The sequence below is a fragment of the Thalassospira sp. genome (assembly GCF_040218635.1).
Taxonomy (GTDB): domain Bacteria; phylum Pseudomonadota; class Alphaproteobacteria; order Rhodospirillales; family Thalassospiraceae; genus Thalassospira.
The window spans coordinates 54,763-67,292 of the sequence record NZ_JAVJRB010000001.1; the positions used below are offsets into that span (position 1 = coordinate 54,763).

At 50.6% G+C, this 12,530-nt stretch carries 11 protein-coding genes; 7 read left to right on the top strand and 4 right to left on the bottom strand.

The window, feature by feature from the left end; translation table 11 throughout:
* Positions 1 to 14 precede the first annotated feature (14 nt).
* The 3 genes from glnA to RIC05_RS00270 all read left to right on the top strand — a co-directional run bounded on the left by glnA (position 15) and on the right by RIC05_RS00270 (position 4,169).
* On the top strand, positions 15 to 1,424 hold the full coding sequence (glnA, locus tag RIC05_RS00260; RefSeq protein WP_350040759.1) for a type I glutamate--ammonia ligase: 1,410 nt from the start codon (positions 15 to 17) through the stop codon (positions 1,422 to 1,424).
* A gap of 219 nt (positions 1,425 to 1,643) precedes the next feature.
* Positions 1,644 to 3,398 (top strand): tetratricopeptide repeat-containing sulfotransferase family protein, encoded by a 1,755-nt coding sequence (locus tag RIC05_RS00265; protein ID WP_350047396.1) that lies wholly within the window; start codon positions 1,644 to 1,646, stop codon positions 3,396 to 3,398.
* A gap of 69 nt (positions 3,399 to 3,467) precedes the next feature.
* Entirely contained in the window at positions 3,468 to 4,169 is a 702-nt protein-coding gene (locus RIC05_RS00270) for a tetratricopeptide repeat protein (RefSeq protein ID WP_350047397.1), read from the top strand.
* A 64-nt stretch (positions 4,170 to 4,233) separates the two neighbouring features.
* Here RIC05_RS00270 and RIC05_RS00275 read toward each other — a convergent pair whose 3' ends face one another.
* A complete protein-coding gene (locus RIC05_RS00275) occupies positions 4,234 to 5,925 on the bottom strand; it encodes a diguanylate cyclase domain-containing protein (RefSeq protein WP_350047398.1) in 1,692 nt (563 codons plus the stop codon).
* A gap of 64 nt (positions 5,926 to 5,989) precedes the next feature.
* Positions 5,990 to 6,331, bottom strand: a complete 342-nt coding sequence (locus RIC05_RS00280) for a hypothetical protein (protein ID WP_350040754.1) — start codon at positions 6,329 to 6,331, stop codon at positions 5,990 to 5,992.
* A 211-nt stretch (positions 6,332 to 6,542) separates the two neighbouring features.
* Between RIC05_RS00280 and RIC05_RS00285 the strand changes: the two genes are divergently transcribed.
* From RIC05_RS00285 to RIC05_RS00295, 3 genes are all read left to right on the top strand, one after another.
* Positions 6,543 to 6,947 (top strand): OsmC family protein, encoded by a 405-nt coding sequence (locus tag RIC05_RS00285; RefSeq protein WP_350047399.1) that lies wholly within the window; start codon positions 6,543 to 6,545, stop codon positions 6,945 to 6,947.
* Positions 6,948 to 7,105: 158 nt separating this feature from the next.
* A complete protein-coding gene (locus RIC05_RS00290) occupies positions 7,106 to 8,413 on the top strand; it encodes an alpha/beta hydrolase (protein WP_350047400.1) in 1,308 nt (435 codons plus the stop codon).
* Between the two features lie 27 nt (positions 8,414 to 8,440).
* Positions 8,441 to 9,349 carry an alpha/beta fold hydrolase gene (locus RIC05_RS00295; RefSeq protein WP_350047401.1) on the top strand — a complete coding sequence of 303 codons (909 nt, stop codon included), beginning with the start codon at positions 8,441 to 8,443 and terminating at the stop codon, positions 9,347 to 9,349.
* 36 nt (positions 9,350 to 9,385) lie between these two features.
* Here the strand turns inward: RIC05_RS00295 and RIC05_RS00300 are convergent, their stop codons facing one another.
* Positions 9,386 to 10,321, bottom strand: coding sequence for a helix-turn-helix domain-containing protein (locus tag RIC05_RS00300; protein ID WP_350047402.1), 936 nt, complete (start codon positions 10,319 to 10,321; stop codon positions 9,386 to 9,388).
* Between the two features lie 149 nt (positions 10,322 to 10,470).
* On the opposite strand from RIC05_RS00300, the gene RIC05_RS00305 reads away from it, so the two are divergent.
* A complete protein-coding gene (locus tag RIC05_RS00305) occupies positions 10,471 to 11,451 on the top strand; it encodes a phytanoyl-CoA dioxygenase family protein (protein ID WP_350047403.1) in 981 nt (326 codons plus the stop codon).
* Positions 11,452 to 11,525: 74 nt separating this feature from the next.
* Here RIC05_RS00305 and RIC05_RS00310 read toward each other — a convergent pair whose 3' ends face one another.
* Complete coding sequence (locus RIC05_RS00310; RefSeq protein WP_350047404.1) at positions 11,526 to 12,500, bottom strand: adenosine deaminase; 975 nt, start codon at positions 12,498 to 12,500, stop codon at positions 11,526 to 11,528.
* Positions 12,501 to 12,530: the final 30 nt, after the last annotated feature.

The window sequence follows — 12,530 nt, forward strand, 5'->3', positions numbered from 1 at the left end:
TAAAGGGTTGCATCATGTCTGACGCTGCTTCTGTACTTAATCTGATCAAAGAAAAAGGCATTCAGTTTGTCGATCTGCGCTTTACCGATTCCAAAGGTAAATGGCAGCACACCGCGCAGGATATCTGCACGATCGACGAAGACGTCTTTGTTGACGGCATCATGTTCGACGGTTCGTCGATCGCCGGCTGGAAAGAAATCAACGAATCTGACATGATCCTGATGCCGGATCCGTCGACCGCTGTTGTTGATCCGTTCACCGCACAGCCAACCCTGATCATCGTTTGCGACGTTATCGAACCGGCAACCGGCCAGGGTTACGAGCGTTGCCCACGTTCGACCGCGAAACGTGCACTTGCATACATGAAATCCGCTGGTATCGGCGACACCGCATATTTCGGTGCAGAACCAGAATTCTTCATGTTTGACGACGTTCGCTGGACGACGGCTGGCGAAAGCATGGCTTATGCCCTTGATTCCGAAGAAGGTCCGTACAACACCGGTACCGAATTCGAAGGCGGCAACCGCGGTCACCGTCCGGGTCCAAAAGGCGGTTACTTCCCGGTACAGCCTGTTGACTCGGCAAACGACATCCGTGCCGAGATGGTTAACTACATCAACGAAATGGGCGTGCGTTGCGAAAAGCACCACCATGAAGTTGCACCGTCGCAGCACGAACTGGGTATCGCTTTTGGCACCCTGATCGAACATGCCGATGCCGTTCAGATCTACAAATATTGCATCCACATGGTTGCGCACCAGTATGGCAAAACCGCAACCTTTATGCCAAAGCCGGTCTTTGGCGACAACGGTTCGGGCATGCATACGCACCAGTCGATCTGGCACGAAGGCAAACCGCTGTTCGCAGGCAACAGCTATGCTGACCTGTCTGACACCGCACTTTACTATATCGGCGGTATCATCAAGCACGCGAAAGCATTGAACGCTTTCACCAACCCGACGACCAACTCTTACAAGCGTCTGGTCCCGGGCTTTGAAGCACCGGTTCTGCTGGCTTATTCTGCGCGTAACCGTTCTGCATCTTGCCGTATCCCTTACACTGCTTCGCCGAAAGGCAAGCGTGTCGAGATCCGCTTCCCGGATGCACTGGCCAACCCGTATCTGGCATTCTCTGCCATGCTGATGGCTGGCCTTGACGGTATCGAGAACAAGATCCACCCGGGCGAAGCAATGGACAAAAACCTCTATGACCTTCCTGCGGAAGAGCTCAAAGATGTCCCGACCGTTTGCCGCTCGCTTCATGAAGCACTCGACAGCCTCAGCGCTGACCGTGACTTCCTGAAGAAAGGTGACGTCATGACCGACGACCTGATCGACGCATATATCGACCTGAAAATGGAAGAAGTCATTCGTTTCGAACAGTCGCCACACCCGGTCGAATTCGACATGTATTACAGCGGTTAATCCTTTCACCCGAAAGGAACACGCGAACGAAAACGCCCGGTCATCACGACCGGGCGTTTTTTCTTTGCCGTAAAGAAGCAACCGTCAGATCCCGACGATAGAAGATCGTAAGGGTCATTCATACAGTCCACTCCTGTCCCGTTCTTGATCTTGCGGCTTTGGCGTACAACATATCAATCTATCGCCCCCTAAATACTGGATACGCAGGAGGGTGCCCACATGGCCGGAAAGAACTTGTCGACGAAGTCTCACGACAAGCGGCTCGAAAAGATCAGGAAACTCTGGCACAGCGGTGACCGCCAAAATGCCGTCAACCAATGTCAGGATATATTGCGGCACAATCCGCAATATGCGCCAGCCCATCTGGTTTATGCTGACTTTCTAAGTAACAACGGGAACGCACAGGAAGCAGCCAAGCACTACCAAGCAGCCTGTAGTTTGTCTGACACAACAGCTGAATGTTTCCTTGGGTTTGCCCACTTCTTAAAACAGGCGGGTCAGCCACAAAACGCGCAGGAAGTTCTTTCTGTTGGGTTCAAGAAATGGCCTCTAAATGTGCAGATGGCCCGAGAACTGGGCGTTGTATTTGCGGAAAATGACCAGCATTTCCATGCCAGACAGGTTTTCGAACACTGTTTGCAACTTAAACCCGATGACTGGATTTGCTGGAACCATCTTGGCTGTAGTTATGCGCAAGACAATCACGCAAAAAAAGCGATTGCGTGCTTTGACAAGAGCCTCGCATTTGCCAGAAAGTCACCCTGGGATCCTCCCAGTAAACAAGACGTAGAAAACATCAGTATCAACAAAGCCAGTGCGCTGATCTATGCCGGTGAAACAAATACCGCACGCCAGATGTTTGAGGCAATTTTGGCTGCGAACCCCAAAAGTCATAGAGCTTGGTCAGACCTCTCAAGCCTAACTAAATGTACCCCTAAACAAATAGCAGAGATGGAAAAACATCTCCAAACGGCGCAACTTTCAGGCAATCAAGTTGCTTTGCGAGATCTTCATTTCGCACTGGGCCGTTCATGGGATAAGGCAAAAGACCCGAAAAAATCCATGGCACATCTGGACGCCGGGAACAAAATTGTCCGTTCTGGATTGCACTATGATTCCGCTGAAGTTTGCGACCGTATTCGTCACACTCCCGAATACTTCCCACCCGAAATTTTCAGTAATCTTGAGGTAAGCGAAAACCAAAGAAAGCTTAACTATCAACCTGTTTTCATTGTCGGTATGCCGCGTTGCGGCTCCACACTCACAGAGCAAATCCTTGCCTCACACCCACAAATTGTCGGCGCAGGGGAAATAACAGCTCTACCGATGATCAAGAAAAACCTGCTGGGTACTGATTTCCCTAGCCGCCCCGAACACCGGTCCCTTGCCCATGCGCCGGAAATTTTAAGCCAGTTGCGTGACTCCTATCTCTCGGAAATATCACGCATCGTGCGTGATCTAAGACCTGACATTGATCCCAAGCAAGGCCAAATTCTGGTTATCGATAAAATGCTGGGAAACTTCGATATGATCGGCTTGATCCTACAAGCCATACCAGAAGCACGGATCATTCATTGTCAGCGCAATCGCATAGACACCTGCATATCATGCTATTCAATGCTGTTTAATTCACCAGTTAACTATTCTTACGACCAGAAAGAACTGGCCGAATTCTACAGTGCTTATGAAGAACAGATGAGATACTGGCACGCGCATGTACCTCCCTCGACCTTAATAAAAAGTCGCTATGAGGAAATGGTCGCCGATACAGAAGTTCAGGCCCGGAGGTTGCTGGAATTCGTCAATGTGCCTTGGCATCCCGGTGTTCTTGATTTTTACAAACAGAAACGCACTGTAAGTACTGCAAGTATGGCTCAGGTCCGGAAGCCAATATATAGCAGTAGCGTGGAACGCTGGCGACCCTATGAACCTTATGTTCAGCCCATGCTTAATGCTTTTGAACAAAACCAGTAAATGCGAACATGTTCTCTAGATCGCCAATCGTTAAGGACAGTAACGGGGAAGCAAGAAAACAAATACGGCATGAAAAAACTTCAAAATGAACAACAGAAAGATCCGAACAATCCTTTGTCGCAAGCATTCCGGCTATTAGACACAGGCAATCTAGCTGCGACAGAGAACGCTTTACGCACAATACAAAAACAATTCCCGGTAACATCCGGGGCGAAGCATCTCGAAGCAAAAATCCTTCAGGCACACGGAAAACTTAGCAAGGCTACGCAAACTTATGAAGCAGCCTGCAATATGGAGGACGCAACCCCGCCTAGTTTTGTTGATTTTGCGGACATGATACAGCGCACGGGCAGCAAGCAACAAGCACGTAACATTTTGAACCTCGGGTTCCGGCGTTTCCCGCAAGCTCCGTTCATGGCTGCAAAGCTCGGTTTGGCGCTGTTTGAGGAAGGACATGCGACACAGTCACGAAAACTCATGGAATATGCCCTAAAGGTGGACAAAAACGACATTGAAATCCTTCAGGCTGCGGGCGCATTTTATCGTGCGACCGGCACCCCAGACGTCGCCCTGAGACATTTCCAGTGTGCTCTTGATCTGGCTGGAAAAATTACAGGTCCCAGAGGCCGGGAAAAGCGGGAAGAACCGTCCCTATTATTGGCAGCAGCAGCCAAAGACAATGGAGACACAAAAGATGCCCGCAAACTGACATCAATCGGGCACTCATTCTGCTGCCGAGTTTGGCAACTTGGCAATATAGACGCCGGATAAACTCGGCGAACCATAGGAGGTTTTCACCCCGCAACGCCGAACAAATGATCGCCTGTCTCTGTAATCAGTCCTGATCAAGGTCCGGTTCGATGTCGCGGGCATACAGGCGATACTGGCCCGATCCGGCTTCCTTGGCTGCGCGCATGGCTTTGTCGGCCCGGCGGAGCTGTTCGTTCATATCACTTAGCCCGGCATCAAAGACAACCACACCCAATGAGCATGTCACGGTTGCCTCAGCGCCATTTTCCAACGATACGGGTTGTGCCATTTCCTTGAGAATGGCATTGGCCGTCTCGATCATATAGTTTTCATCGCCCTTGTTGATGAACAGCAAGCCAAACTGATCGCCCCCAAGGCGCGAAATTTCTTCTGCCCGGCGTGCCGCACGTTTCAAACGTTTGGCGGTTTCAATCAAAACAGCATCACCGGCACTATGGCCCTGCTTGTTGTTCAGTTCGCGCAACCGGTCGAGATCAACAATGAACAATGCGGCGGGTGCCACAGTTCCGCGCAGAACAAGTTCGGACTGAGTCATTTTTTGCAAGAAACGTGCACGATTGGCCAAGCCGGTCAATTCGTCATTATTGGCTTTGTTTTGCAATTCACGGGCAGCCTGCTTTTCCTTGGTGATGTCGCTGATCCACCATAAAACCGATGGTTCGCCTTCGAAATCGATCGGTTCAATGTTGGTTTTGACCCAGATCGCCTCGCTCATGCTGGGTCTGCGAATGCGCAACTCAACGTCGCTTAGCTCACCCAACATATCCATGTCACTTAAGCTTTGCGCACGATAGCGATCAGACAGCAACACCGCATCGGTATTTTCATCATCCTCACCAAGCTTTACAAGCCGCGCAAAGGTTTGGTTATAGAAACTGAACTTCCCGTCGGCGCGATTGGAAATGGCCACCCCGACCGGCGCATGTTCGAGCAACCCTGTCAGGCGTTCTGTGGCGGCAGCAATTTCGGCCTGTGCGTTCTTAAGCGACGTAATATCCACAAGCGACCCGATCGTGCCAACAATCGCCCCGCTTGGACCTTTAAGCCGTGCTGCGGCAAACATCACCGTTCGAACAATATCACCAACCGCAAAACTGATTTCATCACGCGCGTTATCAAATGTGTCGGAAAGCGTTTTTTCCTTGCTGGTAATCACATCGACAAGAGACTTATCGGCAACTTCAGCAAGGTTTTTACCAATTACCTGATCCGGGCTTGACCCGATCAGTTCGGCAAAGGCAGCGTTACAACGGTTAATCACACCGTCTAGGTTCTTAAGGTAAACCGGGGTCGGCAGAACTTCGATCATATGCTGGATAAAGGTTTTATGGTCTGCCAATGAACGGGCGAGTTCTTCGGCCTTGCCAATATCGCGGACAACAAGGGCCACCGCCCCGTCCGGCCCGTCATGTCGACGCCAGGTAAATTTGCGTTTTCCCAAGGCAAAGTCCGTTAAGTCCGCTTTGCCCTTTTTACCTGAAACATATTCAAGTGTTTCACGAACAGCACCCTTGGCATCGCCATTGGCAAAGTCAGCATTCTTGGCAAGGAAAGCCAGGAACTGCTTTACCTCAGTCCCCGCCCGCAAAGTCGAGACACCATCAGCAAAAATGGCTTCTGCCGCCGGATTGGCGTGTAGAATGACCAGCCCATTCTTTTCAATCAGAATGATGCCGTCACGTGAAAGAGCCGCTGTTGCCTTAATACCAGAATTTAACGCCAACGCACCAAACCCGCTAAACTGTCCGGGCTCCATATTTAAGGGTCAATTTTCGTTGCCTCAAATGGTCATATGGGCATGAAAACAACAACTTACAAAATCAGGATTTTGCCGGTGGAATCGGGAGATCGATATAGCCACGGTCGATACAATGTTCAAGTTCCCGGGCAGCAGCCAACAGTTCCTGATAGCATTCGCGTAAGTGTTTTAACTTGGCCAGCTCGTCTTCTGTCGGATGTTGATCCGAACGGTCCGCTGTAAGCTTGAAAGCATATTTCAGGTAATCAGCACGCAACCTTGCCACAGTAATCATCAATGGCACCGCATTTTCCACCGACATATCGGGGATTGCAGGACTGATAATCTCGTGATTGATTTCACGGAGAACATGCTCCATGCCCATCATAAAACGGCTTTTGCTGCGGGTGGGATCCTGCGTCATGACCAATGCTCCTACGCCATAAGGGTCTGAATTCTTATGATAGTATCATCCTAGAAGGTAAAAACAGTTATAACAGTTTATACTTAAGATTACATCAATCAGGTCTGTCTTCTAAAGCCCTTCCCTTCTGTATCCATGATCACGCCTTGCAGGCACGCCCTAACCGCGCTAGAGGATGGGACATCCGTTTTTAAAACACAGGAATTCAATCATGGAAGCACGCGTAAAGTGGCTTGAGAACCTTACTTTCACAGGGACCAGCGGCACGGGCCACGGTGTTGTCATGGATGGCGACAAAGATAATGGTTTTGGCCCAAGCCCGATGGAAATGCTGCTTCTTGGTCTTGCTGGATGTTCATCAATTGACGTTGTCCACATTCTGAAAAAAGGTCGTGAAAACGTCCTTGATGTTGAAACCGACGTCAAAGCCGAACGTGCGGAAACCGATCCCAAGGTCTTCACCAAAATTCACCTGCATTTCAAGGTAAAGGGTGAGAACCTGAACGAGACCAAGCTTGGCCGTGCGGTTGAACTTTCGGCTGAGAAATATTGCTCAGCATCAATCATGCTTTCAAAGGCAGCAGAACTAACCCACAGCTGGGAAATCATTGAATAGGCTTAATGCCTATCGATCCCAAGCCCCGAAAGTGGTCTGAATTCAGACCACTTTTTTTGTTTCTCGCACCAAACGGATGCACGCGGTAACATCGAAACCCGATAAAAGAAACATGCTATAAGACGTTCAACAAACTTAACGACACGGAGCCAGTCCAGATGAGCAATCGAAGAACGATACGGGCCAGCTTGACTTCCCTTATTGTTGGTGCCGCATTGGCGATTACAGGTTGCTCAAAGGAAGACCCGCAATACAGCCCGTCTGGCCATGCCATCAAAGCGCCGTCGGGCGACATGTCGTTCTCTGACTACGTTACATCCACCCGCAGTAAGCTACACGAAGTCCTGTCATCAAAGCGGTTCGCACAAGAAGAAAAACCCTTTGGTGAGTACAATATCGATCAAGTCGTTGATATGCGTGCCCCCTTCGCCATCACACCAGATAAGACATCCTGTGACGCAACAGGCCGTGGTCTTGCCCATGGTGAAAAGGTCGGGTTTCTTATGATCCATGGCCTGACAGATAGTCCGTTCTGGTTAAGTGACGTCCGCGACCATCTGCGCAATCGTTTTCCCTGTGCAACGTTTCACGGCGTCTTGTTGCCTGGGCATGGTACGGTCCCGGGTGATTTGATCGATGTACGTTTAGAAGACTGGTTGGACACGGTGCGGTATGGTGTTGACGCGTTCGGTGCTGACATCAAGCACATTATCCCCATCGGTTATTCCACAGGAGCGACGTTGATCGGGCGCGATTTCGATGCCCGAAAGCAAGATAAGCGCATCAATGGCATGATCATGTTATCGCCCGGATTGGCTGCAAAAAGCGACCAAGCGTGGCTTACCCCTTATGTCCGGCATGTCAAAAAATGGGTAGGTCAAAGCAAAAACAATGATCCGGGAAAATATGGATCTATGGCAATGAATGCGGCGGGTGAGTTTCACCTTCTGACCGAACCTTATCGCGATGGATCGATCAAGAATTTTGATATTCCGGTCTTCCTCGTGATCAGCTCCGATGACCAAACCGTCGATCCACTTGCAGCTGTTGATTTCTTTTGTAAAAAGGTTGATGCGCCGATCAAGCACCTGATCTGGTATCAGGGCGAAAACAATGCGCTTGATGACCATCCGAAATGCGACGATATCGATATTGTCAATTCGGCCAATGACGAAATGCGCACGATCAATCACGCACATACCGCCATTACCATGCATCCCGACAACACGGTTTATGGCCTGAGCGGGGCGGTTCATGATTGCGGTCACTATGATGACGAACAGCAACATGAAGCCTGCGAAGCTGGCGAGAATGTCGTTTACGGCGAACGTAATCTGATTGCATCGGCGACACCGGGAACTTTGCGACGCGGGACCTTTAATCCTGATTTCCCGGCCATGATCGAAAAGATGTCGGCCTTTATTGTCGCATCGCTTGGCATTGCTGCGGACACGACTGCAAAATAATGTTCGATCCCAATAACAGTTACGCCGATGAAATTTTCTATTGATCGTTTCACCGCACCTGACGGCATTTCTCTGCGCTATGGCATCAGCACATATGACGCCCCAAGCGGCTATGTCCTTGTCTTGCAAGGGCGCGGTGAATTTATCGAACGATATGAGGAAACGGCGTCCGATCTTGGTGCGCGTGGTTGGGGCTGTGTGACGTTTGATTTTCGTGGCCAAGGTGGATCATCGCGCGAAGCACCTGACCACAATATGGGCTATGTCCGCGATCTGGCCCATTACGCCACCGATGCCCGACACGTCATGGATCACATCGAACACAAACACGGCATAGTCTCCGACTTGACTCTTACCCATTCAACCGGTGGTCTGGTCGCAATGGGCATGATGCTGGGTCAAGCTGATCTTTGGAAAAGTGCCTTACTGATAGCGCCGTTTTGCGGGTTGGGTGGGCCTGACTGGTTATCCGTTGCCGCGCAGTTTCTATCAAGCAGTCTGTGCCGCTATGGATTTGATAAGCAGTATCTGCCGGGGCAAAGTTCCCATAGTCCGCTTAAGGATTTTGACCCCGAAAACCTGTTGACCTCCGACCCCATCCGATATGAACGCAATCGTACTTATCTCGGCAATGATCCATCTTTGGTCATAGGGGGCACGTCGGCCGGATGGCTTGATGCCTGTTTTCAAGCACAGGCATCAACCGCGGATAAACTGACAAGCCTTGCCGATACCTTACCCCCGATTACGATGGTTCTTGCCGGTAATGATCAGGTAGTTTCAAACCAGGTAACCGAAGAAATGTTTGGTGGACTTCCCAACATCTCCATCACCGAAATTCCCGAAGCTCGCCATGAGATCTTACAGGAACAAGATATGTTTCGCGCCCAATTCTGGGCCCTGTTTGATGCACATATGGCCCTTCATCACACCTGATGATGAATTTTCTACAACATCTCCAAACGTCAGACCTTAGGCCACGTCTGGCATAGCTTCGAAACGCCTTTTGCGGAAAATGCTTGGCGCAATACCACGGTGGCGTCGGAATTGACGGTTAAAGTGCGACAGGTTTTGAAAACCAGATTCTTCCGCCACACGATAGATTGGCATGTCAGATGATAGTAACAAACTGGCCGCCCGCCCCAACCGCAAGCCCATCACATAATCCTGAATGTTTGATCCCATATGGCGCTGAAAAAACCGGCGTAATGTGCGTTCGCTCATACCTGCATTTTGTGCGATCACGGCACTGCTGACCGGTTCCAGATAACTGCCATGCAGCAGATCAAGCACCTTGCCCAACCGGCTGGCATCATCATGATCCGGAAGGGTCGCATCAAAGCGATCAGATGCCAAGGGTGTAAGCTGCCGTGCATCCAGCAAGGTACGCAAAACTTCGATCAGAAGTAAAAGCTGATCTGCCGGGTCGCCTTGATCAAATTGCGGAGCAAAGGCCGCAACCTTGCGCCCTGTTTGCGGGTCGAACTGTACCCCGCGACGTGCGAGGCGAAGTGCTTTATCAAGGCCTGCAAGTTCCGGCATGGTTTTGCAGACCGCAGTGATCCAGTCTGCTGTAAACCAGAAAACAAAGGCCTGATGTCCTTTGCGCCGCCCTTTTACCTGAAGGGCAGCTTGGTGCGCACGCAATCCACCATGACTGGTCGATGGTGGCGTGGCATTCGAAGAATGCCAAGTGTGGGGCAAATTTGGCCCCAGCAACACAAGGTCATCATCCCCGTAGCTGCCAATATGGTCACCAACATAGCGCTGCCCATGGCTTCCAAGTGTCAGGGTCAGCTCGTACTCGGGGTGAAAATGCCATTCAAACGGGATCGCTTGCAGATTGCGATAAAGCCCCTTCCATGATCGGTCTTCGGCAATTCGGACATGTTCAAACAACAGCTTCATCAGAGATCAACCATGCCTGTACGGTACAATTTTTTATCTATTTTGGCCAAATAGTATCATTCTTTGTCCGTCCTGTCAGTGGGCATCACACGTCCCTGCTGTTTAGAATTCATCCAGTGAAAAAAGACCAACCATCCGGGAGAAACAGCATGTCAATGTTAGCAACAGCGCCAATGTCCAACGCCGCCAACACCCCCAATGCCGACCGTCCCGGCAATGCGTCGGTCAAGGAAGTTCAAGGCGAACAGCTTCGCGATCTGAAAAAAACTTTGCCGCTTCGTGTTTTGTCAGAGGACGATTTTGCCCATTGGCAGAACTATGGCTATGTCGTTGTGCCAAATGCTGTTCCGGTCGAGCAAGTCCGCGCGACGGTTGATCTTCTTTGGGAGTTCACCGAGATGGACCCAAACGACCCGGAAAGCTGGAACCGCCCGCAAATGCGCGATCATGCGATGAAGGAATTGAACAATTCCGGCATGGTCGAGATTTATAACCATCAAACGCTTTGGGATAACCGACAGACGCAACGGGTTTATGATGCGTTTGTTGATATCTGGGATCGAACGGACCTTTGGGTGTCTATTGACCGTGCGAACCTAAATACCCCGAACACGGGCAAACGCGCCTTTGATGGATTTATTCACTGGGATGCTGATACCACCAAGGACCCTTTGCCGATCAATGTACAGGGTGTGTTGTCGCTTGTTGATACCACCGATGACATGGGCGGATTTCAATGTGTGCCGGATTTATTTGCCAATTTCGCAGAATGGCGCAAAACCGCCCCCATCGATCGCGATCCGTTCCGCCCGGATATTGAAAACGTCCCCTACGCGCCCAAACGTATTGCGATGAAGGCAGGCGACCTTGTGATTTTCAACAGCCTGCTGGCCCACGGCATTCGCGCAAACCGATCAGATCAGTCGCGCATTGCGCAATATATCTCGATGGCACCGGCAACGCCCGAAGAACAGGAACTTGTTGATTGGCGGGTTAAAAGCTGGTCCGAACGCCTGCCCGCACGTGGTCATGCTTTCCCCGGAGATCCGCGCAATTGGGAACAAACCCGATATAAGCGTGCTGAACTCACCCCGCTTGGTGAAAAGTTGCTGGGTAAAACTGCTTGGTAAGCCATAGCTGCCTTAAGATACAAAAAAGCGCCCGATCAAAGGGCGCTTTTTCATTGGTACAAGGACTATCGGGATTAGAGCTTGGCAAGCAAGTCAGCCTTGGTCGCATCATCAACAAAGGCTGCATTAATCGCAGTGCGGGTCACATCAATTAATTCAGCATCGCTAAAGCCAAACACATCCTGCGCACGCTGATATTCATCGGCAAGGCTGGTAAAGAAGAACGGCGGATCGTCTGAACCGAGCGTGACCTTTACCCCTGAGTCATAAAATTTGCGCAACGGATGCGATGCGTAATCGGGATAAACAGACAAGGCGATGTTTGAACCCGGACACACTTCCAAGACGATTCCGCGCTTTGCCAATGTTTCGACCAATTTCGGGTCTTCGATGGAACGCACCCCATGGCCGATACGGGTCACAGGCAATTTATCAATAGCGTCCCATACGCTTTGCGGACCCAGCACTTCGCCCGCATGAGTGGTGCATCCCAGTCCGGCATCTGCGGCAATTTTAAATGCCGGGTAGAAGGTTTCCTGCGAGAACATGCTTTCATTGCCACCCATTCCGAAACCAACGATGTACGGATGCGCACAAGCAGCCGTTTCCTCGGCCACCTTCACGGCAACATCCCCGCCAACATGACGAACACAGGTCATGATGATCCGACCAATGATACCCGTTTCTTTGTGAGCGCGATCAATTCCATCGACCACGGCTTCAAGGTGATCGTCATAGGACAGACCGCAATCGAGCGCATGGGTCGGTGAACAAAACAGTTCGACATATAATGTGCCGACCTTGGCCTGCTCTGTCAGATAGAAATGGGTTAGGTCAGAATAATCCTGTTTGGTCCGGATCGCGGCACTGGCCTTATCAAAACTTTTGAGAAACTCGGGAAAATCGCCCCAGATATACCGGTCCTGATCATCATAAATGTCATCTGACAATGTCAGACCATTGCGTTTGGCAAAGGCACGAACCAATGCGGGTGTCATCGCACCTTCAAGATGCAAATGCAGCTCTGCCTTGGGAAGGGTCTGGGTCATTGGGGGCTCCGGTTCTTTGGGTATCTTTTT